24 protein-coding genes are annotated in these 21,295 nt (G+C 42.3%); 15 read left to right on the forward strand and 9 right to left on the reverse strand.

Going from position 1 to position 21,295, the window contains the following annotated elements; all coding sequences use genetic code 11:
- Nucleotides 1-101 precede the first annotated feature (101 nt).
- From mnmG to LGZ98_RS24310, 15 genes are all read left to right on the forward strand, one after another.
- Entirely contained in the window at nucleotides 102-1,991 is a 1,890-nt protein-coding gene (gene mnmG / locus LGZ98_RS15865; RefSeq protein WP_262978273.1) for a tRNA uridine-5-carboxymethylaminomethyl(34) synthesis enzyme MnmG, read from the forward strand.
- Between the two features lie 13 nt (nucleotides 1,992-2,004).
- Complete coding sequence (rsmG, locus tag LGZ98_RS15870; protein WP_262978274.1) at nucleotides 2,005-2,625, forward strand: 16S rRNA (guanine(527)-N(7))-methyltransferase RsmG; 621 nt, start codon at nucleotides 2,005-2,007, stop codon at nucleotides 2,623-2,625.
- A 609-nt stretch (nucleotides 2,626-3,234) separates the two neighbouring features.
- The gene (gene atpI, locus LGZ98_RS15875) at nucleotides 3,235-3,612 is read left to right on the forward strand and encodes a F0F1 ATP synthase subunit I (protein WP_262978275.1); all 378 of its coding nucleotides are present in this window, start codon (nucleotides 3,235-3,237) and stop codon (nucleotides 3,610-3,612) included.
- Nucleotides 3,613-3,642: 30 nt separating this feature from the next.
- On the forward strand, nucleotides 3,643-4,467 hold the full coding sequence (atpB, locus tag LGZ98_RS15880) for a F0F1 ATP synthase subunit A (protein ID WP_105397418.1): 825 nt from the start codon (nucleotides 3,643-3,645) through the stop codon (nucleotides 4,465-4,467).
- A gap of 53 nt (nucleotides 4,468-4,520) precedes the next feature.
- A complete protein-coding gene (atpE, locus tag LGZ98_RS15885) occupies nucleotides 4,521-4,760 on the forward strand; it encodes a F0F1 ATP synthase subunit C (protein ID WP_000429386.1) in 240 nt (79 codons plus the stop codon).
- A gap of 58 nt (nucleotides 4,761-4,818) precedes the next feature.
- The gene (gene atpF, locus LGZ98_RS15890) at nucleotides 4,819-5,289 is read left to right on the forward strand and encodes a F0F1 ATP synthase subunit B (RefSeq protein WP_011144457.1); all 471 of its coding nucleotides are present in this window, start codon (nucleotides 4,819-4,821) and stop codon (nucleotides 5,287-5,289) included.
- 12 nt (nucleotides 5,290-5,301) lie between these two features.
- A complete protein-coding gene (gene atpH / locus LGZ98_RS15895; protein ID WP_113041873.1) occupies nucleotides 5,302-5,835 on the forward strand; it encodes a F0F1 ATP synthase subunit delta in 534 nt (177 codons plus the stop codon).
- A gap of 14 nt (nucleotides 5,836-5,849) precedes the next feature.
- Nucleotides 5,850-7,391 (forward strand): F0F1 ATP synthase subunit alpha, encoded by a 1,542-nt coding sequence (gene atpA, locus LGZ98_RS15900; RefSeq protein ID WP_113041872.1) that lies wholly within the window; start codon nucleotides 5,850-5,852, stop codon nucleotides 7,389-7,391.
- A 58-nt stretch (nucleotides 7,392-7,449) separates the two neighbouring features.
- A complete protein-coding gene (gene atpG, locus LGZ98_RS15905; protein ID WP_112878700.1) occupies nucleotides 7,450-8,313 on the forward strand; it encodes a F0F1 ATP synthase subunit gamma in 864 nt (287 codons plus the stop codon).
- Nucleotides 8,314-8,347: 34 nt separating this feature from the next.
- Nucleotides 8,348-9,730 (forward strand): F0F1 ATP synthase subunit beta, encoded by a 1,383-nt coding sequence (atpD, locus tag LGZ98_RS15910; RefSeq protein ID WP_011144453.1) that lies wholly within the window; start codon nucleotides 8,348-8,350, stop codon nucleotides 9,728-9,730.
- 21 nt (nucleotides 9,731-9,751) lie between these two features.
- Nucleotides 9,752-10,174 carry a F0F1 ATP synthase subunit epsilon gene (locus LGZ98_RS15915; RefSeq protein WP_011144452.1) on the forward strand — a complete coding sequence of 141 codons (423 nt, stop codon included), beginning with the start codon at nucleotides 9,752-9,754 and terminating at the stop codon, nucleotides 10,172-10,174.
- A gap of 128 nt (nucleotides 10,175-10,302) precedes the next feature.
- Nucleotides 10,303-11,676, forward strand: a complete 1,374-nt coding sequence (glmU, locus tag LGZ98_RS15920) for a bifunctional UDP-N-acetylglucosamine diphosphorylase/glucosamine-1-phosphate N-acetyltransferase GlmU (protein ID WP_262978276.1) — start codon at nucleotides 10,303-10,305, stop codon at nucleotides 11,674-11,676.
- A 107-nt stretch (nucleotides 11,677-11,783) separates the two neighbouring features.
- Entirely contained in the window at nucleotides 11,784-13,613 is a 1,830-nt protein-coding gene (glmS, locus tag LGZ98_RS15925; RefSeq protein ID WP_262978277.1) for a glutamine--fructose-6-phosphate transaminase (isomerizing), read from the forward strand.
- A 622-nt stretch (nucleotides 13,614-14,235) separates the two neighbouring features.
- Nucleotides 14,236-14,604, forward strand: a complete 369-nt coding sequence (locus LGZ98_RS15930) for a tail fiber assembly protein (protein WP_262978278.1) — start codon at nucleotides 14,236-14,238, stop codon at nucleotides 14,602-14,604.
- A gap of 79 nt (nucleotides 14,605-14,683) precedes the next feature.
- Entirely contained in the window at nucleotides 14,684-14,776 is a 93-nt protein-coding gene (locus tag LGZ98_RS24310) for a tail fiber assembly protein (RefSeq protein WP_113041867.1), read from the forward strand.
- Between the two features lie 57 nt (nucleotides 14,777-14,833).
- On the opposite strand, the gene LGZ98_RS15935 is transcribed toward LGZ98_RS24310, so the two are convergent.
- The 9 genes from LGZ98_RS15935 to LGZ98_RS15975 form a co-directional block, all read right to left on the reverse strand.
- Nucleotides 14,834-15,430 carry a tail fiber assembly protein gene (locus LGZ98_RS15935; protein ID WP_262978279.1) on the reverse strand — a complete coding sequence of 199 codons (597 nt, stop codon included), beginning with the start codon at nucleotides 15,428-15,430 and terminating at the stop codon, nucleotides 14,834-14,836.
- Nucleotides 15,430-15,930 carry a phage tail protein gene (locus tag LGZ98_RS15940; protein WP_112896321.1) on the reverse strand — a complete coding sequence of 167 codons (501 nt, stop codon included), beginning with the start codon at nucleotides 15,928-15,930 and terminating at the stop codon, nucleotides 15,430-15,432. Before LGZ98_RS15940 ends, LGZ98_RS15935 begins: the two co-directional genes overlap by 1 nt.
- Nucleotides 15,930-17,057 carry a phage tail protein gene (locus LGZ98_RS15945; RefSeq protein ID WP_262978280.1) on the reverse strand — a complete coding sequence of 376 codons (1,128 nt, stop codon included), beginning with the start codon at nucleotides 17,055-17,057 and terminating at the stop codon, nucleotides 15,930-15,932. Before LGZ98_RS15945 ends, LGZ98_RS15940 begins: the two co-directional genes overlap by 1 nt.
- Nucleotides 17,054-17,668, reverse strand: a complete 615-nt coding sequence (locus LGZ98_RS15950; RefSeq protein ID WP_036783328.1) for a phage tail protein I — start codon at nucleotides 17,666-17,668, stop codon at nucleotides 17,054-17,056. Before LGZ98_RS15950 ends, LGZ98_RS15945 begins: the two co-directional genes overlap by 4 nt.
- Nucleotides 17,661-18,659 (reverse strand): baseplate assembly protein, encoded by a 999-nt coding sequence (locus LGZ98_RS15955; RefSeq protein ID WP_113041864.1) that lies wholly within the window; start codon nucleotides 18,657-18,659, stop codon nucleotides 17,661-17,663. Before LGZ98_RS15955 ends, LGZ98_RS15950 begins: the two co-directional genes overlap by 8 nt.
- Nucleotides 18,660-18,663: 4 nt before the next feature.
- Nucleotides 18,664-19,005 (reverse strand): GPW/gp25 family protein, encoded by a 342-nt coding sequence (locus LGZ98_RS15960; protein ID WP_113041863.1) that lies wholly within the window; start codon nucleotides 19,003-19,005, stop codon nucleotides 18,664-18,666.
- Nucleotides 19,005-19,748: a phage baseplate assembly protein V gene (locus tag LGZ98_RS15965; RefSeq protein WP_113041886.1), complete on the reverse strand. Its 744-nt coding sequence runs from the start codon at nucleotides 19,746-19,748 to the stop codon at nucleotides 19,005-19,007. Before LGZ98_RS15965 ends, LGZ98_RS15960 begins: the two co-directional genes overlap by 1 nt.
- 495 nt (nucleotides 19,749-20,243) lie before the next feature.
- Entirely contained in the window at nucleotides 20,244-20,447 is a 204-nt protein-coding gene (locus tag LGZ98_RS15970; protein WP_011144439.1) for a tail protein X, read from the reverse strand.
- 430 nt (nucleotides 20,448-20,877) lie between these two features.
- Nucleotides 20,878-21,042 carry a hypothetical protein gene (locus tag LGZ98_RS15975; protein WP_191214813.1) on the reverse strand — a complete coding sequence of 55 codons (165 nt, stop codon included), beginning with the start codon at nucleotides 21,040-21,042 and terminating at the stop codon, nucleotides 20,878-20,880.
- Nucleotides 21,043-21,295 lie beyond the last annotated feature (253 nt).

Below are 21,295 nucleotides of genomic sequence, written 5' to 3' on the forward strand. Positions count from 1 at the left end.
TTACCGGTGATCTCACCCACTTGGTCTATCACTGAAACTTGAGTAGAATTCTCCTCCCTTAATGCAACACTGAGCATTTTTATAACTAAAGGTTCATCACCATGTTTTATCCAGAACAATTTGACGTCATTATTATCGGTGGTGGTCATGCCGGTACTGAAGCGGCTATGGCAGCCGCTCGTATGGGCCGTCAAACCTTATTGCTGACCCACAATATTGACACTTTGGGCCAAATGTCATGTAACCCAGCCATTGGTGGGATCGGTAAAGGGCATCTGGTTAAAGAAATTGATGCGCTTGGTGGCTTAATGGCTAAAGCAACTGACCAAGCTGGTATCCAATTCAGAACTTTAAATGCCAGTAAAGGGCCCGCAGTTCATGCAACACGTGCTCAAGCGGATAGGGTTCTCTATCGTCAAGCTGTACGCATGGCATTGGAAAACCAACCTAATCTAATGATCTTTCAACAACCTGTAGAAGATCTCATTGTTGAAAATGACACAGTTACTGGCGCAGTGACACGCATGGGCCTTAAGTTCAGAGCTAAAGCTGTTGTTTTGACTGTAGGAACATTTCTTGACGGTAAAATCCACATTGGTTTGGAAAACTATAGTGGTGGAAGGGCCGGTGATCCCCCAGCCATTTCGTTGGCACAGCGCTTACGTGAGTTGCCTTTACGTGTAAACAGATTGAAAACAGGAACACCACCACGTATTGATGCCAGAACTATTGATTTTAGTCAGTTAACACAACAACTAGGTGATTATCCAACTCCAGTATTCTCTTTCCTTGGAAATGTGAAACAACATCCACAACAAATACCGTGTTACATCACCCATACGAATGAAAAAACCCACGATGTGATCCGCAATAATCTGGATCGTAGCCCAATGTATACGGGGATCATTGAAGGGATCGGTCCTCGCTATTGTCCTTCAATCGAAGATAAAGTCATGCGTTTTGCAGATCGTGATGCTCACCAGATTTTCCTTGAACCTGAAGGATTGACTAGCAATGAAATCTATCCAAATGGTATTTCTACTAGCTTACCATTTGACGTACAGATGCAAATTGTTCACTCCATGAAAGGAATGGAAAATGCTCGCATTATTCGTCCTGGTTATGCAATAGAATACGATTTCTTCGATCCAAGAGATCTGAAACAAACATTAGAAAGTAAATTTATCCACGGTCTATTTTTTGCTGGACAAATCAACGGCACGACGGGTTATGAAGAAGCTGCTGCTCAAGGACTCTTGGCTGGCCTTAATGCAGCTCGTTACGCTTCAGAAGAAGAAAGTTGGTTCCCTCGCCGTGATCAAGCTTATATTGGTGTTTTAGTTGACGATTTATGTACTTTAGGGACTAAAGAACCATACCGTATGTTTACTTCTCGTGCCGAGTATCGCTTGATGCTACGTGAAGATAATGCAGACCTGCGTTTAACAGAAAAAGGCCGTGAGTTAGGGTTGGTAGATGATTCACGTTGGGAACATTATTGTCGTAAAGTGGAAATGGTTGAACAAGAACGCCAGCGTTTACGTAATATTTGGATTCACCCTAATTCAAATAATCTTGATGACATAAACAATATATTGAAAATGCCATTGTCGAAAGAGGCTAATGGTGAAGATCTACTGCGTCGTCCTGAAATGAACTATGAACTTTTGACCTCATTGCCCCTGTTTTCTCCAGGTCTTGAAGAACCACAAGCCGCTGATCAAGTTGAAATTCAGGTCAAATATGAGGGATATATTGCCCGCCAGCAGGAAGAAATCGAAAAACAGCTACGTAATGAAAACACATCATTACCGGTTGATCTCGATTACCGCCAAATTAGTGGTCTTTCCAATGAAGTTGTCGCTAAACTCAATGATCATAAACCGAGTTCAATTGGTCAGGCTTCACGTATTTCAGGAGTAACACCTGCGGCAATTTCAATTTTACTTGTGTGGTTGAAAAAACAAGGATTATTGCGCCGCAGTGCTTGAGAGGATCTTGATTATGCTTAACAAACTAGAATTGTTGCTGACCAAAGCAGGAATAGAATTGTCGCTACAGCAAAAACAGCAGCTTGTAGCCTATGTTGATATGCTCAATAAGTGGAATAAAGCTTACAATCTCACGTCGGTACGTGAGCCAGAGCAAATGCTGGTGCGTCATATCATGGACAGTATTGTTGTCAGCCCTTATTTGCAAGGTCATCGTTTTATCGATGTGGGTACAGGTCCAGGGTTGCCAGGTATTCCGTTAGCTATTGTTCGTCCAGATTCTCATTTCACATTGCTGGATAGTTTAGGTAAAAGGGCGAGATTTTTGCGTCAGGTTCAGCATGAACTTGATTTGGTAAATATTGAACCAGTACAAAGCAGGGTTGAAGCGTATTCTTCTGAACCACCTTTTGATGGCGTAATAAGCCGTGCTTTTGCTTCGTTACAAGATATGGTCTCTTGGTGCAGTCATTTGCCTGAGCCTATTCATGGGCGTTTCTATGCACTTAAAGGTGTGCTTCCAGAAGAGGAGCTGACTATGTTGCCTTTTGGAATTTCTATCGATTCGGTTATTAAATTAGATGTTCCTGAACTGGAAGGGCAACGTCATTTGGTTATCCTTAAATCAAACTGATTTTGTTATTTGTCAATAAAGTTATAAATAATTAGTGATGTTGAGCACAATTATACTGTAGTCAGCATCGTTAATTATGGTTTGCCTCGTTTCAGCTTTAATTTACCGAGTTATTACATGAAAATAACGTTATCTTGATATTAAGATAGTTGAACCTTTAAAAATCAGATAAAGCGTTTTTTCATCAGATTCACTTTTTTAAACTAGCTAAAAATTAGCTTGGTGATTTAAGTCATAATATAATCACTCTTTTGTATAGAATTAAATTAACCAATTGATTTTATTATTAATGTATTTTATTTTTATTTACTGTGAATGTTAAAGATAATTAACAAATGAAAAATTTATGTGATTTAAATCACATTTAAGTCTGAAATGTATGAAATTATTAAAAACAAGGAATCAGGACAGTCATTAGCTTGCAATCTGGCACTAAAATAAAAAATTTAAATAATTGTTCACCTTTTCGCTACTTATGGATTGAATTCATTTTGGTGGCCCGTATAATTTGCACGTTTTTGTCACTTGACACTCTTAAGCAAAGGCAGTTTTATACAACCTTTAGCAAAACCTGATATGCAAGGCGTACAAGGGGAGAAAACAAAAGTCATGTCTGTATCCCTTTACAGCGGTAAGATTGCACTGAAGCTGCTTTTTTTGCAGTTAATGACTTTTGTTGTTCTCAGTGTGGCTTTTTGTACCAAAAGTATAGAATGGGGCGCTTCTGCTTTTGCTGGTGGGTTAGCATGTTGGTTACCTAATGCCATATTCATGCTGTTTGCCAGTTTTCAAAAAGCAAAAGAAGAAGAGGTTTCTGTACGTATTGCATGGTCTTTCGCTGTTGGCGAAGGGTTGAAAGTTATTATTACAATAGCTGTGCTGGTTGTTGCTTTAGGCGTGTTTAAAGCGGCGTTTGCACCACTAGGTTTAACTTATTTAGCGGTGCTGATTGTGCAAATCACCGCACCTGCTGTGATAAACGGTTAGGTTTTCAACAATAAAAGGGTAAGAGGCATCATGTCTGCATCAGGAGAAGTTTCAACTGCAAGGGACTACATAGGCCACCACCTGAATAACCTTCAGTTGGACCTACGTACCTTTGAGTTGGTCGATCCCAACTCTGGTGGTTCTGCAACGTTTTGGACGTTGAACATTGACTCGCTTTTTTTCTCAGTCGTATTAGGGATTTTATTTCTGTATGTATTCAGAAAGGTTGCGGTTAATGCCACCAGTGGCGTACCTGGCAAACTTCAGACTGCTATAGAATTGATCATGGGTTTTGTTGATAACAGCGTTCGTGATATGTATCACGGCAAGAGCAAGGTTATTGCCCCCTTGGCACTGACAGTGTTCGTTTGGGTGTTATTAATGAACGTGATGGACTTATTGCCAATCGATTTTCTCCCTTATATCGGTGAACATTTCTTTGGTTTACCTGCTCTGCGTGTCGTGCCAACAGCAGATGTCAGTATTACCTTGTCGATGGCTATTGGTGTCTTTGTCCTCATCCTCTACTACAGCATTAAGATGAAAGGGATTGGTGGTTTTACAAAAGAGCTGACTTTACAGCCTTTTAATCATCCACTATTTATTCCAATTAACTTAATTCTGGAAGGCGTTAGCCTGCTTTCAAAACCGGTATCACTCGGTCTGCGACTGTTTGGTAACATGTATGCGGGTGAATTGATCTTTATTCTTATAGCTGGTCTGTTACCGTGGTGGTCGCAGTGGTTACTGAGCCTGCCTTGGGCTATTTTCCACATACTGATTATTACGTTACAAGCCTTTATTTTCATGGTTCTGACGATTGTTTATCTGTCGATGGCATCTGAAGAACATTAATTTTTTACCACAATAACTAACTGTGTTTTAACTGAAACAAACTGGAGACTGTCATGGAAAACCTGAATATGGATCTGCTGTACATGGCTGCCGCTGTAATGATGGGCCTAGCGGCAATCGGTGCTGCGATCGGTATCGGCATCCTCGGAGGTAAATTTTTGGAAGGCGCTGCTCGTCAGCCAGATTTAATCCCTCTTCTGCGTACACAGTTCTTTATCGTTATGGGTCTGGTTGACGCCATCCCAATGATTGCTGTGGGCCTTGGCTTGTACGTAATGTTTGCTGTCGCGTAGTTTGTAGAAATAATCTGAAACTACGTCAACTCATTAATTTGAAAAGAGGTATTGTGCTGTGAATATTAATGCAACAATCCTCGGCCAGGCCATTGCGTTTGTCTTGTTTGTTATGTTCTGTATGAAGTTCGTATGGCCACCGATCATGGCGGCCATAGAAAAACGTCAAAAAGAAATTGCTGACGGTTTATCTTCTGCGGAACGTGCCAAAAAGGACCTGGACTTAGCGCAAGCCAATGCGACCGACCAAATGAAGAAAGCGAAAGTGGAAGCTCAGGTCATCATTGAACAGGCTAATAAACAAAAAGCCCAGATCCTTGATGATGCAAAAGCGGAAGCTGAGCAGGAACGTAACAGAATCGTAACGCAAGCTCAGGCAGAAATTGATGCCGAACGTAAGCGTGCTCGGGAAGAGTTGCGTAAGCAGGTCGCTATGTTGGCTATCGCAGGTGCCGAGAAAATCATCGAACGTTCCGTGGATGAAGCTGCTAATAGCGACATCGTTGATAAACTGGTCGCTGAACTGTAAGGAGGGAGGGGCATGTCTGAATTCGCTACTGTAGCTCGCCCCTACGCCAAAGCAGCTTTTGACTTTGCTGTGGAAAAACAATCGCTTGAACAATGGCAGAATATGCTGGCGTTCACAGCTGAGGTGACTCGTAATGAGCAAGTTGGTGAGCTGCTTTCCGGTTCATTGGCATCGGAAACATTAGCTAATACCTTTATCGCAATTTGCGGTGAACAGGTCGATGAACATGCTCAGAGCTTTATTCGTGTTATGGCAGAAAACGGTCGCTTACTGGCATTGCCGGAAGTTTTGCAGCAATTTATTCAATTGCGTGCATCACTTGAATCAACCGTTGATGTTGAAGTGATTTCTGCCACCGAATTGAGAGAACAACAGCTGGCTAAAATTTCTGTAGCGATGGAAAAACGTCTGTTACGCAAAGTTAAGCTGAATTGCAAAATTGATAAGTCTGTTATTGCTGGTGTGGTTGTCCGCGCAGGTGATTTGGTGATCGATGGCAGTATTCGTGGCCGTTTAGATCGCTTAACAGACGTCTTGCAGTCTTAAGGGGACTGGAGCATATGCAACTGAATTCCACCGAAATCAGCGAACTGATCAAGCAGCGCATTGCTCAGTTCAATGTAGTGAGTGAAGCTCACAATGAAGGTACGATTGTATCCGTTAACGACGGTATCATTCGTATTCACGGTTTAGCCGAAGTTATGCAGGGTGAGATGATCGCACTGCCTGGCAATCGTTATGCAATCGCCTTGAACTTGGAGCGTGACTCCGTAGGTGCGGTTGTAATGGGTCCGTATGCTGACTTAGCAGAAGGTATGAAGGTCAAATGTACTGGCCGTATTCTTGAAGTACCTGTTGGTCGTGGTCTGCTTGGTCGTGTAGTAAACACGCTGGGGGAGCCAATTGATGGGAAAGGCCCTGTTGAGCATGATGGTTTCTCTGCTGTTGAAATGATCGCTCCAGGTGTTATCGACCGTCAATCTGTTGATCAGCCGGTACAAACTGGTTATAAATCCGTTGACGCTATGATCCCTATCGGTCGTGGTCAACGTGAACTGATTATCGGTGACCGTCAGACGGGTAAAACAGCACTGGCTATTGACGCAATAATTAACCAACGTGACTCAGGCATAAAATGTGTCTATGTCGCAGTTGGTCAGAAAGCTTCTACTATTGCGAACGTTGTTCGTAAATTAGAGGAGCATGGTGCTCTTGCCAATACTATTGTGGTTGTTGCAACTGCTTCAGAATCTGCGGCATTACAATACCTGGCACCATATTCGGGTTGTGCAATGGGCGAATACTTCCGTGACCGCGGTGAAGATGCGCTGATTGTTTACGATGATTTGTCTAAGCAGGCTGTAGCTTATCGTCAAATTTCTCTGTTGCTCCGTCGTCCGCCAGGACGTGAAGCATTCCCAGGTGACGTTTTCTATCTGCACTCTCGTTTACTGGAACGTGCGGCACGTGTTAATGCTGAATATGTGGAAAAATTCACTAATAGTGAAGTGAAAGGTAAAACCGGTTCTCTGACGGCCCTGCCTATCATTGAAACTCAGGCAGGTGACGTATCAGCATTCGTACCAACAAACGTTATTTCAATTACTGATGGTCAGATTTTCTTGGAATCTAGTTTGTTCAATGCGGGGATTCGTCCAGCAGTTAACCCAGGGATTTCCGTATCCCGTGTAGGTGGCGCTGCTCAGACTAAAATCGTTAAGAAATTGTCTGGGGGCATTCGTACTGCTCTGGCTCAATATCGCGAACTGGCAGCGTTTTCTCAGTTTGCTTCTGACCTTGATGATGCAACCCGTAAGCAGTTGGATCATGGTCAAAAAGTAACTGAATTGCTGAAACAGAAACAGTATGCGCCAATGTCTGTTGCACAACAGTCGTTGTCTCTGTTTTCTGCGGAACGTGGTTATCTGGAAGATATCGAAATTGCTAAGGTTATTGATTTCGAATCTGCGTTGCTTGCATATGCCAACCGTGAACATGCTGATCTTCTGAAAGAGATTGACCAGTCTGGTGGTTACAACGAAGAGATCGAAGCAAAGCTGAAAGCTCTGCTGGATTCCTTCAAGGCAACTCAATCCTGGTAACACTATTCGGCCCGGTTTAATTAAACATGGGCCGTCTGGTTAATGAGGAGAATCAGGAATGGCCGGCGCAAAAGAGATACGTACCAAGATCGCCAGCGTGCAAAACACGCAAAAAATCACTAAAGCGATGGAGATGGTTGCTGCGTCCAAAATGCGTAAAACGCAGGATCGCATGGCGGCCAGTCGTCCTTATGCAGAAACCATACGCAGCGTGATTGGTCACCTTGCGTTAGGTAATCTGGAATATAAACATCCATACCTTGAAGAGCGTGAAACCAAACGTGTCGGGTATCTGGTTGTTTCTACCGATCGTGGCTTGTGCGGTGGTTTGAATACTAATCTGTTCAAAAAACTGCTTTCAGAAATGAAAGACTGGTCTGATAAAGGTGTCCAGTGTGATCTGGCGCTTATCGGCTCTAAAGCTACCTCTTTCTTTGCTTCTGTTGGGGGCAACGTTGTTGCTCAGGTAACAGGCATGGGAGATAACCCTTCACTGTCTGAATTGATCGGGCCAGTGAATATCATGCTGCGGGCATACGATGAGGGACGTCTGGATAAACTGTATGTGGTGACAAACAAGTTCATCAATACAATGTCCCAGGAACCGACTATTACTCAGTTATTACCTCTGCCTGCCGGAGATGATGAAACACTGAAGAAGAAATCCTGGGATTATTTATACGAACCTGATCCTAAGGCGTTGCTAGATATACTGCTGCGTCGTTATGTAGAATCGCAGGTTTATCAGGGCGTCGTTGAAAACCTGGCTAGTGAACAGGCCGCACGAATGGTGGCGATGAAAGCCGCAACTGATAATGGTGGTAGCCTGATCAAAGAGTTGCAGTTGGTTTATAACAAAGCTCGTCAGGCCAGCATAACTCAGGAGCTGACCGAGATTGTCTCGGGCGCTTCCGCGGTTTAACAGCTAGGTTTATGAATTACGTAGAGGATTCAAGATGGCTACTGGAAAGATTATCCAGGTAATCGGCGCCGTGGTGGACGTCGAATTCCCTCAAGATACCGTACCAAAAGTATACGATGCTCTTGAGGTTCAAAACGGCGAAGCTAAGTTGGTGCTGGAAGTTCAGCAGCAGTTGGGCGGCGGCGTTGTTCGTTGTATTGCAATGGGTACTTCTGATGGCTTAAGCCGTGGTTTAAGTGTCACTGATTTAGGCCATCCAATTGAAGTTCCGGTTGGTAAAGCGACATTGGGCCGTATCATGAACGTATTGGGTGAACCAATCGACATGAAAGGCGATATCGGTGAAGAAGAGCGTTGGGCTATTCATCGCCCGGCTCCAAGCTATGAAGAGTTATCTAACTCTCAAGAACTACTGGAAACCGGTATTAAGGTAATGGACCTAATTTGCCCATTCGCTAAGGGTGGTAAAGTTGGTCTGTTTGGTGGTGCGGGTGTAGGTAAAACCGTAAACATGATGGAGTTGATCCGTAACATTGCGATTGAGCATTCGGGTTACTCTGTATTTGCCGGTGTAGGTGAACGTACTCGTGAAGGTAACGACTTCTACCACGAAATGACAGACTCTAACGTACTGGATAAAGTATCTCTGGTATATGGTCAGATGAACGAGCCACCAGGAAACCGCCTACGTGTTGCGCTGACTGGTCTGACAATGGCTGAAAAGTTCCGTGATGAAGGCCGCGATGTTCTGTTATTTGTTGATAACATCTATCGTTATACTTTGGCGGGTACTGAAGTATCTGCGCTGCTTGGTCGTATGCCATCTGCGGTAGGTTATCAGCCAACTCTGGCGGAAGAAATGGGTGTTCTGCAAGAACGTATTACTTCTACCAAAACCGGTTCTATTACCTCCGTACAGGCTGTTTATGTACCGGCGGATGACTTAACTGACCCATCTCCGGCAACGACTTTTGCGCACTTAGACGCAACCGTAGTTTTGAGTCGTCAGATCGCTTCTTTGGGTATTTACCCTGCGGTTGATCCGTTAGATTCTACCAGTCGTCAGCTCGATCCATTGGTTGTTGGTCAAGAGCACTATAATGTTGCTCGTGGCGTTCAGTCTATCCTGCAACGTTATCAGGAGCTGAAAGATATTATCGCCATCTTGGGTATGGATGAACTGTCAGAAGACGATAAGCTGGTAGTTGCGCGTGCTCGTAAGATCCAGCGCTTCCTGTCTCAGCCATTCTTCGTTGCAGAAGTCTTTACTGGTTCACCAGGTAAGTTCGTTTCCCTGAAAGACACTATCCGTGGCTTTAAAGGTATCTTAGACGGCGACTATGACCACTTACCAGAACAGGCGTTCTACATGGTTGGCACCATCGAAGAAGCTGTGGAAAAAGCGAAGAAACTTTAATACGGCTGACCGGAGGTTGACATGGCTGCAATGACTTACCATCTGAATGTTGTCAGTGCTGAAAGCCGGATGTTTGAAGGTTTGGTACAGAAAATTCAGGTGACAGGTAGTGAAGGTGAACTGGGCATTTACCCAGGACATGCTCCGCTACTGACTGCCATAAAACCTGGCATGGTACGTATTGTTAAGCAGTTCGGTGAAGAAGAGGTCATTTACCTTTCTGGGGGTATCCTTGAGGTACAACCGAGCGGCGTTATCGTACTGGCTGACACTGCGATCCGTGGTAAAGATTTGGATGAAGCTAAGGCGTTGGAATCTAAACGTAAAGCTGAAGAACACATCCGTAATTCTCACGGTGATGTTGACTATGCTCAGGCATCAGCTGAATTGTCTAAAGCGATTGCGAAACTTCGTGTAATCGAGTTAACAAAAAAAGCGATGTAATACAGGCAGTTAAATAAAAAAGCCAGTTGGTGTGAGCTAACTGGCTTTTTTGTATTGCGAAATATGTAGTAATTTATCTTATAAACAGGTTTACTTTTCTCTCTTAAATTAGAGTTATCGGGTTTCTTATGTCTAACAGTGCAAAAAGTGTTGTGATCCTTGCCGCGGGTAAAGGAACCCGCATGTACTCTGATCTCCCTAAAGTGCTGCACTTGCTGGCCGGTAAACCTATGGTTCAGCATGTGATTGATACTGCAATGGCATTAGGGGCTAAAAATGTTCATCTAGTTTATGGACATGGTGGTGACCTGATAGAGCAAACCCTTTCTGATCAAACACTGAACTGGGTATTACAAGCAGAGCAGTTAGGGACTGGTCATGCGATGCAGCAGGCAGCACCACATTTCGCTGGTGATGAAGATATTTTAATATTGTATGGCGACGTACCGCTTATTGGTGCAGATACCCTTGAACGCCTACTCGCTGTTAAACCTGAGGGTGGTATCGGTTTATTGACAGCAATTTTGGACAATCCAACAGGTTATGGTCGTATTGTTCGTGAAAACGGAGAAGTAACGGGCATCATTGAGCAAAAAGACGCGACTGAAGAACAACGTAAAATCAATGAAATAAACACAGGTATTTTGGTTGCTAATGGTAGTGATTTAAAACGTTGGTTGTCCCAATTGGATAACAACAATGTTCAGGGTGAATATTACCTTACTGATGTGATTGCGTTGGCTTATAAAGAAGGTAGAAAAATTGAAGCGGTGCATCCAACTCGCTTGAGTGAAATGGAAGGTGTAAATAACCGTCTTCAACTTTCCGCTCTTGAACGGATTTATCAATCTGAGCAAGCGGAACAATTATTACTAGCGGGTGTTATGTTGTTGGATCCTGCCCGTTTTGATTTACGTGGTACATTAATTCATGGCCGTGATGTGGTTATTGACACTAATGTCATTATTGAGGGTAATGTAACCCTTGGTAATAACGTACAGATTGGTACCGGTTGTGTGTTGAAGAATTGCATCATTGGTGATGATTCTATTATTAGCCCCTATACAATAGTTGAAGATTCTGAAATGGAAACTGGTTGTACTGTTGGGCCTTTTGCACGTTTGCGTCCCGGTTCTAAACTTGCTGAAAAAGCCCATGTAGGGAATTTCGTTGAGATGAAGAAATCTTATCTGGGTAAAGGTTCTAAAGCTGGACATTTGACTTATCTTGGCGACGCAGACATTGGCCGTGATGTAAATATTGGTGCAGGTACTATTACTTGTAACTACGACGGCGCTAATAAATTTAAGACTATTATTGGTGACAATGTTTTTGTTGGTTCTGATACTCAGCTTGTTGCTCCGGTGACTGTTGCTAAAGGCGCTACAATCGGAGCGGGGACAACAGTGACAAAAAACATCGCTGAAAATGAACTGGTTGTAAGCAGAACTAAACAAACACATATTCAAGGGTGGAAACGCCCGGTGAAAGAAAAAAAATAAAATAATAATCCCCACTCTACAGGCTCGGGGACCGGAAAAACCGGAAAACAATCAGGCTCTTGACATATAAAGGGCTTTCATCAGCCCTATTTTTAGGAATAAAACTGATGTGTGGAATTGTTGGTGCAGTAGCACAACGAGATATTGCAGAAATCCTGATTGAAGGACTTCGTCGTTTGGAATACCGAGGTTACGACTCCGCTGGCTTGGCGGTTGTTGATAACGAAAAAAATATGTTTCGCCTGCGTGAAGTCGGTAAGGTACAAGTACTTGCTGATGAGGTTGGTAAGCAGCCAGTCCTTGGTGGGACAGGTATTGCTCATACCCGTTGGGCTACACACGGCGAACCAAACGAGAAAAATGCTCACCCGCATGTATCTGATTATATTGCTGTTGTTCACAACGGTATTATTGAAAACTATGAAGAATTACGCGTTCAATTAATTGCACTCGGTTATCAGTTTATCTCGGATACTGATACAGAAGTTATTGCCCACCTTGTTCATTGGGAACAAAAACAAGGTGGTACTTTGTTGGAAGCTATTCAACGAGTTATTCCTCGGTTGCGTGGTGCTTATGGTACAGTCATCATGGATAGCCGTGATCCTGGAACAATAATTGCTGCAAGATCGGGTAGTCCTTTGGTTATAGGCTTGGGCGTTGGAGAAAACTTTCTGGCGTCTGATCAGTTGGCGCTATTGCCTGTTACTCGTCGTTTTATCTTTCTTGAGGAGGGGGATATCGCTGAAGTCACTCGTCGTACTGTGCGTATTTTTAATACTCAGGGCAAACCGGTTGAACGGGAACAGATTGAATCCAATATTCAGTACGATGCTGGTGACAAAGGTATCTACCGTCATTACATGCAAAAAGAGATCTATGAACAGCCAATGGCAATTAAAAGCACTTTGGAAAGGCGCTTGAGTCATGGACAAGTAGATCTGTCTGAACTTGGCCCTAATGCAGCTAAATTATTAGCTAAAGTAGAGCATATTCAGATTGTTGCCTGTGGTACATCCTATAACGCAGGTATGGTTTCCCGTTATTGGTTTGAAGCATTGGCTGGTATTCCTTGTGATGTGGAAATTGCTTCTGAATTTCGTTACCGCAAATCAGCACGCCGTTCAGGAAGCTTACTGATCACATTGTCTCAATCGGGTGAAACTGCGGATACATTAGCAGCACTGCGTTTATCTAAAGAACTTGGCTATCTCACATCATTGACTGTTTGTAACGTAGCGGGTTCTTCTTTAGTACGTGAATCTGATTTTGCTCTGATGACCAAAGCCGGTGCAGAAATTGGCGTTGCTTCAACTAAGGCGTTTACAACTCAGCTAACAGTATTATTGATGCTGGTGGCTTACCTTGGACGCTTGAAAGGTGTTGATGCAGAGCAGGAGCAAGAAATTGTTCATGCATTACATGCACTGCCAAGCCGTATCGAAAGCATGTTATCGAAAGATAAAATTATTGAAGCGCTGGCGGAAGATTTTTCTGACAAACACCATGCTTTATTCCTTGGTCGTGGTGATCAATATCCGATTGCGGTTGAAGGCGCTCTGAAATTAAAAGAGATTTCTTATATCCATGCTGAAGCTTATGCTGCTGGTGAATTAAAACATGGCCCACTGGCACTGATTGATGCAGATATGCCGGTTATCATTGTAGCTCCGAATAATGAACTGTTAGAAAAACTGAAATCTAATATCGAAGAAGTACGTGCTCGTGGTGGATTGCTATATGTTTTTGCTGATCAGGACGCGGGTTTTACTGATAGTGAAGGAATGAAGATTATTCCGTTGCCGCATGTTGAAGAGCTGATCGCACCAATATTTTATACAGTACCACTGCAATTGCTTTCCTATCATGTTGCTCTGATCAAAGGAACTGATGTTGATCAGCCTCGTAATTTGGCTAAATCAGTGACCGTAGAATAATCGTTTTATAATAAGAAGTTGAAAAAAGCCTCTGTATTTTCAATGTACAGAGGCTTTTTTTGAGCTGAGAAAATTTATCATTATTTTGTTGCTGATAAAAATAAATCACGCCATTGTAATGTTATATTATTATAATTTGGCGAAATTATGAAGCCAGATATCCATCCAAACTACTGGGTAGTTGTATTTTAATACCTACTTTGCAATTGGCTGAGCGATTCCAGAAAAAATTCGGGCGTTTTATTGATAGAACTCACAGCTTATAACTTCGGGTTTACTGTCCATATTTAATTTTACTTCTGATTATCTTGAAAATAACTGACCTAAACTTTGTTTGGCAATGGAGTTAGCATAGTTGAATTTAATATAAATAAAATTTATATTTTATGCAAAATGAAATCTCATAAATGCTTGTTGTATAGTATAAAATTAAATCTTCAATTGGTTGTTTTTACTACAAATTTATCCTCGAAAATAGTTCATAATTTACTCTTATCAACGCATTTTTTCATAAACCACCGTTCTGGTCATTTATTGGCACCTGAATATAGCCAATCTTTGCCATATATACCCCCCGCTTAGTACCAATACGAGACTATTCTGTTGGAAATTTCACGGATTAGTGAGTTTTGAAAAATCTTCTATATCAGGAGATGTATCAGCTTTTAACCCAGATGGAATGAGTGTAGCTGAGGTAAGTAATCTGCCTGATTCTTGTGATATTTCTGGCAAATGGCAATATATAAATAGCGCTATTATTCCGCGTAAGTACACAAAGGGCGAGTTAGTTGCTCAAGCAGAGAGACATAAAGAAGAATTGCTAGCCCTTGCCAGCAATACTATTTCTCCCTTACAGGATGCTGTTGATCTAGATGAAGCAACTCTGGAAGAGATAGAGCGGCTCAAAGCCTGGAAAAAATACCGAATACAAGCAAACCGCATTAATCCCACCATAGCACCAGATATTGAGTGGCCCACACAACCGGTATAAATAATATAGGCCTGTCGTTCACAAACCGCAGGTCTTTTTCTACTCTGACTCTTTAGGTTAATCAATAAGTGTTTACCTAATGCGCCAGGTCTTATTGGAATGGAAAAAATACCTAGCCATACTTAACCAGGTTGATACTTCAAAAGCATCGAAAATCGACAGGCTAACATAGCCTGTCATCACTGAAAAAAGACCGGGGACAGAATAATGCTCGGTCTTGATAATTGTATTATTCTGGTATTTGTGGCCACTCAATATCTGAAACCATTGAAGTATCAACACGGCTCAGTAATACCACATATTTCTTCCAGGCAAGCAATAATGCTTTTTCTGTGTCTGAGGCCATCTCAGTCTCAATAGCATATTGTAATAAAGTCATGGCTTCATCAGCCTGTTGGCGAAGGTGATAACGTTGTTGTTCTGCTTGTTTAATCTGATTGGCTTTTTGAGCTTCAATGTCCGTTACCCATCTTTCACCGTCCCACTTATCAAAATCAGTGCTTGGCTGTTTGAACGTCAGCGTTTCTGATAACTCACCAGGTTTAATGATTTCCTTCTGTTCCCCAGTTTGTGTGTCGTAGGCTATTTTTCCTCGATAATCTGGTACAATTTGCCAACTAGTTAAATCAGATGAACGGCAGGCGGCATATCCCCCTTGGTTTTCAGGTGGCGCGTCTGTGCAGGAATTAGCAGGAAGACCGACACCAACGGGAAGATACTCATCAGAACTGTTTAAATATTCCAGCGTAATCGCATCGTAATTAAACACAACGATACTTCCGGTACTGATAGCAATATTATTTTTATCCAGTACAGCCTTATTCATCAGGCAATCCTCACAATGTAATTAAATGCCACATTTCGTGGACGTGTTTCTATTCCTGTTGAAGCAGCAATCGCATTATCCATATAACCGAAACCACCCGCTCCCATTCCTATAGCGATGCCTAGTCCGCGAGGATCAATGCCGTAGTTAACGTTTTGGTAGACACTATTGAGAATATAGCTTGGTGTACCCACCTTCTCGGTTCCACCATTTGAGTTGGACCACATCCGTCCAATCCTGTGACTATGTGGAGCAATATCTGCCAATTGAAAGGATAGGAGATATCGACCGATATCCACCCCACGTCCATCATCCCAGCCCCGGATAAATTCACCACGTAAATCAGGTAATCTACCACTGGGATAAGCTTCCGCTAATTTTGGATATAAAGACTTATCAAAGATTGCCCCATTACATTTCACCCACCCATTTGGTGGTATGTCAATCGGCCAGGGAAGAGGTATTCCCACAGGAATCACTTCGAGTACAGGCGTGCTCATTATGCTGCCCTTATAATATAGTTAAACGCTACGTTACGTGGCCTTGATACCCCTATATGAGCTGCCTTGGGAGTCCAAGTCGTTATTAAATCTTCAGAAGCTCTAGCTCTTAATTGAATATCTTTACTTTGGGGAGTATCCCATTGTAATTTTGTACGCTCATTAATTGAGAAGTTAACAACATTATCAATAGCTTGATCAACTTGCTGTACTAAATAAGACCCTTCTTGCCATACCAATAATGTACGATCCGGATCAACGCCACGTTTGTCATCCCAACCGCGAATAAATTCACCGCGCAAATCGGGCAAATTACCACCAGGGTAAGCCTTGGCTAATTCCGGAAATTTCGACTTATCAAAGGCCGCACCATTGCATTGTAACCACCCATCCGGCGGTGTAGCCGTCGGCCAAGGAAGTGGTACACCTATCGGGATCAGCTTTTCCAATAAACCAAGGTTTTTTACAAAAGCATTTTTATCTGGGATATCCGCGCCATTTTGGTTTTTTGCCAATTTACTATTAGCATTATCATAAGCTACTTTTACCGCTTTGGGTGTTGCTGCTGTAGTTTCATCATTACTGTTAATGGCACTATTAAGTTTTGTAAAACCTTTCTCTGTCAACGTGGCATCTGGGTGATTACGGCTTTTTTCATGTTTCTGAATAGAGCTATCTACATAATCACGAGTTGCTAAAACTACAGAGGGATCGATTTTCAGCGTTACCGAATCCGTATTGCTGACAATCAAGATCATTCTGATAGTTTGTGTTCTACCCGAACCTTCCTGTAATTGTGGTTTATAGGTTTCCGGACAGTTTGCTACTGCAATCAAGTTACCTTCACTGTCAAACAGACCAATTTCACGCATCCACCAACCACCCTCACTTTCAGGGATAATTTGTTCGGCAATAATTTGGTTGGTGTTTACCGGGTCGACGCCTAATGTATTAATTGCAGCACGACGCTTTTCATTAACTAATTTTGTCTGATTGACATCAGGATCTGGTAATTTACCGCCACCGTCACCAACAGCCATGTGAGTAATATCGACTTTTGTCCCCAAAGCAGCAGCGTTCGCCAGTTTCGCCGCTCCCAGGTTGGTTAAAATTGCAAAGTATTTCATGGTGAAACCCTCAATGTATCTGTCTCGATCAAATGAATTGCTGCCCCTAAAGGAGCATTGTCGCTAGTTGTTATGACATCAGGGAGATATTGGTAAACAGTGAGGTCATCTCCACTATAACTCGTTGCAGCACAATAAAATTCGCCCTTAACATCCAGGTTGATTGACAAACCTATCAAATGACGACTTACAGGCTTGGCATCAGAAATTAGCCGTTCCAGCTCTAAAAAAGTTTCTTCGGTGATCCCGTTTTCCTGTACTCCTATCGCCAACCGGAATGTGCCCGGTGTTTCGTTGTTCAGCCACCATTCCTTTATTTGAATGAGATAACCAAGCGGTTCTACCACGCGACGGACGGCACCAATGGTTCCCTTATGTTTGTGTAGAAACAGCGAGTTTTTTATCACGTCTCGCTTAGTGCTTACCGACCACTTTTCGTCCCAGCGATCAACCGACCACGCCCACGCCAGATAGGGTAATAACTCTTCAGGGCAAGTATCAGGATTCCAGAGTTGGCGAAGCGGTACTGGAATATTTTGCAATTGTGAACATGCCTTAGCAGCAGCCAACTCCAAAACCGTAGAACCTGTTGGTAACAGGCGGTCATTCATCAGAACCTCCCACTATCAAACCTGGATTTGGTTTGGAACAATCAGCAGTTTGTGTTTTACCTATTTCCAGTTTTGCACCAGTACAATAAGGAGCTTGATCTTTACACAGAATTATGTCCTTCGTCGGGGCTCTCAGTTCTACCTGTTGTACTCCTGAGACATGCAGGGCAGCATAAATGGCAGATAACCGAATATCTCTCCCCAATTTATGTTGATCTAGCACGTACTTATCCATATTTTGTTGAGCCAATTTACGGATAGGTTCAGATTCAGGTGTCGGATAAAGATAAAGCACAGCATCAATTTGATATTCCACTATGTTGGCTGACTGCACTTTTACCCGATCAGCAACTGGTCTGACGTTTTCGTCATTAAGTGCCGCAATCACTTTGTCCAGTAACTCTTGTGAAGCTACACCGCTATGCTCTTTATCTTCTTCGTCTTCTTTATCTTTTTCCCATTTCCATTTCCGCGACAAAACAGTCACCGTCACATTGGCTGGTGATGGGCTGATGACGGAAACATCTGCGACAGTTTGATATTCACCTTTATATTCACTTTTATTTGCATGAATACTTTCATTAACCTTAAGAGCATGATATTCATACGCACCTATTGGCCCTGCAACACTTAGCCCTTCGAAGGCTCTTTGGATGCGATCACGGAAGGTGCTATCAGGCTCCATAACTGCTCGGGTAACGTTATAGTTCGCTCCTAACTGGTCTAAATCGCTATTGGTTGCATAGGCCAACATTACTGCACGAGCAGCTTCATTAACCCGCTGGCGCAATATCAATTCCCGGTAAGCATTTTCCTCAAGTAACTTAACCAGAGGTTCGGATTCCAATTCCAATGTTCGTGTAATAGCATCCCGTTGCTCTTCAGGATAAAGAGATATTAATTTGGCTTTACGTTCAGCCAACAGGCTTTCATAATCCAGTGGCTCGACTACATCAGGTGGCGGCAACTGGCTTAGATCAATGGTCGGCATTGTTTTACCTCACAGGGATAGATAGAGAAACCCCCCCAGGGGACAGCTGATAATGACCAGAGATATCTACTGTCATTTTGCCGTCTTGTTGGGTATTTATGGTGATAGCTGTCAGATTAATTCGCGGTTCCCAGCGGCTAATAGCTGTATAGGTGGCTGCCATAATTTGCAGGCGTAGAGCCGCGTTCTGTGGCCAGTCAATTAATTCAGGTAGCAGAGAACCATAAGTACGACGAGCTAAACGACTACCAATGGGGGTTAGTAAGATGTCGCTGACAGACTGGCGTACATGATCCAGATCCGTCAGGCTACGACCGGTTTGTCGATTCATTCCAAGGTACATCATTATACTGGGCCTCCTGTTGTCGCACCGCCTGCCATAACGCCGGTATGTTGGTGAGAATGTAAGGTCACACCATTAGAACTGAGTTTTCCGCCTGTATTTTCAACATTACCTTCCAGTTTCGTGTTTCCTTTCAACGTCAGTTCTGATGCCTTCAATTCGATTTTTTCTTCTGCTTCACACTTGACTTCATGTGATTTCATTTTGAGTTCTTTTGTTGCATCTAGCCCAATTTCGTTGAGTGCTTTCAATTCAATTTTGTTTTTTGCATCCAGTTTAATCTCGTTATATGACTCCAGTTTTATTTCGTTGTATGCCTTTAGTTTTATATTTGTCGCTTCAAGATCTATGGAATATAAAGCCTGTACCTTAGCAGTCTTTATACCAGTTACCTTTAATGCACCAGATAACGGTTCATACTCCATTACTGCTCCATCAGGAAAAGCTATATGGACAGCTTCGGAAGAAGCTGATGGCGCTGGAAATTGATCAGAATATACAGCCGGTAATACAAAGGAGGTGGTCAATTCTCCACCAACGGATAGTAATAAAACCTGTTCACTAACACTAGGAGACCACCAAGTACGGGAATGACCTGCTCGCATTGTCAACCAAGGTCGCCAATCGGTTTCAAGATTACCTGTCGCGACTCGGCACATACCTCGGGCATGATCTACCTCGGTAACAACACCAGTTCTGATCAGGTTACGCAATAAGCGCAAAAGTTCTGTTAGTTGTGTATCCATGTTTGGAAAAATGCCATTTGGTGGTTGTGGATTTATGTATGAAAGAATGCCAGCAAAGACAGCTGCCAACATCAAAGAGGAATTGTAAGAAAGACAAAACAAGTTTCTTGAAAAGGGAAAATATAACAACATAAATTAAAAAGCCCTTCCCGTAATTGAGAAAGGCCTTTATGTAATCTATGTTACTAGGTAATTCTTTTGTTAAAGTTTGACTCTAATAGTTCAAAAAATTCAAATTTTCGCTGCTTGATTATATATTAAGTATAACGTTCCAGTTCAACTGTTTATTTATCTAGCCAAAATAGATAAGTTTAATTTCCTGATATATACCTGTCATCTTTCAAGTTGCTTCTTTGTTGGCTGCACTCACTCACCCCGGTCACATAGTTATTATGCTCCCGGGGATTAGCTCCCTTGCCGTCGCGATGCATCTTGAAATCCATTGGGTATAGAGTGATAACTCTGTTTAAAACCATCAAATTAGTATGGGTATATTTAATCCCATAGTTGCAAAATAGGTTTCGTTGTAGCTGTCATAATTTCCGGCATCTCAACTTCTGTGCCATGTGGCAGAATTACACCATATTCGGCCAAGCCTGGGTTAACTAATAGTACCTGTTCTGTCATGCCTTGAGTCCGACCATAATGACGCCAGCATAAAGCATCAACAGTATCATTCTGCTGTGCAATTATTTTCATTAGGTATACCCCCTCTAATTTAGTCAATATTGTTAAGAGCCTATCTCAATAGGCGTAATTGTTGCAGGCAGTTTGAACACGGACAGCGCGGAAAAACCGGAGCGTACACGTAGTACGTGAGGATTTTGAGCACTGTCCAGGTTCAAAATGGCAAATAAAATAGCCCTATTGAGATAGGCAGTAAGTTAAAGTGTTATGGTGCGCTGAATAGTGGGAGAGAACCAATGAAACAATATTGTTAAGGAAACAGTACAAATGAGAAGCAAGAAGCCACTTTTCAGTGGCTAATTTAATAATTAATCATATCTTCCAAAATTTGCAGAATTCATAGGTAAAGTCTATTTCTCAGCTCATTTTCCAATACAATCATTATCAACTTAGAAACTTTAGATTATTTATCATACAGAATTCCCACATTTATCTGCCGCATTTATTCTTCAAGCGTTTCGTGGTGGTTAATAAGTTGTTTTGCAAGTGGTGTCGACAACTCAGCAATCCAAACTAAAGCAAGTTCTTTATCTTCAGCATGATTACATTCACTGCTCGTTGCCATTCTAGCTATAAAATTAATACGTTGCGCTATTACTGATTCCATAAGAAAGTCCACTGACAAACTTACCTCCGTATAACATAACTGTATATAAGAACAGTACACGTTGATTAGAAAAATTTAAAGTGATTTTTCATCTTTTTTGAGAACTATATTTGATAGTGTTAATATATTAATTATTGTTTTTATTGAAATAATTAATGGTTAAAAAGGTTTCTTTCCGATCACAATCCATTGTAATTAATAAGTTTTTCTTATTTTATCGATTGGAAGATTTTTTCTCTTTATTTAGATGACA

It is taken from the genome of Photorhabdus kayaii (assembly GCF_025384895.1).
Lineage (GTDB): Bacteria > Pseudomonadota > Gammaproteobacteria > Enterobacterales > Enterobacteriaceae > Photorhabdus > Photorhabdus kayaii.

Excerpts from the sequence above, each read along its gene's own strand:
- atpI (WP_262978275.1), top strand. The coding sequence starts at position 3,235 with ATGTCTGTATCCCTTTACAGCGGTAAGATTGCACTGAAGCTGCTTTTT.
- atpG (WP_112878700.1), top strand. The coding sequence starts at position 7,450 with ATGGCCGGCGCAAAAGAGATACGTACCAAGATCGCCAGCGTGCAAAAC.
- LGZ98_RS15935 (WP_262978279.1), bottom strand. The coding sequence starts at position 15,430 with ATGAATAAGGCTGTACTGGATAAAAATAATATTGCTATCAGTACCGGA.
- atpH (WP_113041873.1), top strand. The coding sequence starts at position 5,302 with ATGTCTGAATTCGCTACTGTAGCTCGCCCCTACGCCAAAGCAGCTTTT.
- atpE (WP_000429386.1), top strand. The coding sequence starts at position 4,521 with ATGGAAAACCTGAATATGGATCTGCTGTACATGGCTGCCGCTGTAATG.
- LGZ98_RS15960 (WP_113041863.1), bottom strand. The coding sequence starts at position 19,005 with ATGATGTACCTTGGAATGAATCGACAAACCGGTCGTAGCCTGACGGAT.
- LGZ98_RS15915 (WP_011144452.1), top strand. The coding sequence starts at position 9,752 with ATGGCTGCAATGACTTACCATCTGAATGTTGTCAGTGCTGAAAGCCGG.
- mnmG (WP_262978273.1), top strand. The coding sequence starts at position 102 with ATGTTTTATCCAGAACAATTTGACGTCATTATTATCGGTGGTGGTCAT.
- glmU (WP_262978276.1), top strand. The coding sequence starts at position 10,303 with ATGTCTAACAGTGCAAAAAGTGTTGTGATCCTTGCCGCGGGTAAAGGA.
- rsmG (WP_262978274.1), top strand. The coding sequence starts at position 2,005 with ATGCTTAACAAACTAGAATTGTTGCTGACCAAAGCAGGAATAGAATTG.
- atpA (WP_113041872.1), top strand. The coding sequence starts at position 5,850 with ATGCAACTGAATTCCACCGAAATCAGCGAACTGATCAAGCAGCGCATT.
- LGZ98_RS15965 (WP_113041886.1), bottom strand. The coding sequence starts at position 19,748 with ATGGATACACAACTAACAGAACTTTTGCGCTTATTGCGTAACCTGATC.
- LGZ98_RS15955 (WP_113041864.1), bottom strand. The coding sequence starts at position 18,659 with ATGCCGACCATTGATCTAAGCCAGTTGCCGCCACCTGATGTAGTCGAG.
- LGZ98_RS15975 (WP_191214813.1), bottom strand. The coding sequence starts at position 21,042 with ATGGAATCAGTAATAGCGCAACGTATTAATTTTATAGCTAGAATGGCA.
- glmS (WP_262978277.1), top strand. The coding sequence starts at position 11,784 with ATGTGTGGAATTGTTGGTGCAGTAGCACAACGAGATATTGCAGAAATC.
- LGZ98_RS15970 (WP_011144439.1), bottom strand. The coding sequence starts at position 20,447 with ATGAAAATAATTGCACAGCAGAATGATACTGTTGATGCTTTATGCTGG.
- LGZ98_RS15940 (WP_112896321.1), bottom strand. The coding sequence starts at position 15,930 with ATGAGCACGCCTGTACTCGAAGTGATTCCTGTGGGAATACCTCTTCCC.
- atpB (WP_105397418.1), top strand. The coding sequence starts at position 3,643 with ATGTCTGCATCAGGAGAAGTTTCAACTGCAAGGGACTACATAGGCCAC.
- LGZ98_RS24310 (WP_113041867.1), top strand. The coding sequence starts at position 14,684 with ATGCGCCAGGTCTTATTGGAATGGAAAAAATACCTAGCCATACTTAAC.
- LGZ98_RS15950 (WP_036783328.1), bottom strand. The coding sequence starts at position 17,668 with ATGAATGACCGCCTGTTACCAACAGGTTCTACGGTTTTGGAGTTGGCT.
- LGZ98_RS15945 (WP_262978280.1), bottom strand. The coding sequence starts at position 17,057 with ATGAAATACTTTGCAATTTTAACCAACCTGGGAGCGGCGAAACTGGCG.
- atpD (WP_011144453.1), top strand. The coding sequence starts at position 8,348 with ATGGCTACTGGAAAGATTATCCAGGTAATCGGCGCCGTGGTGGACGTC.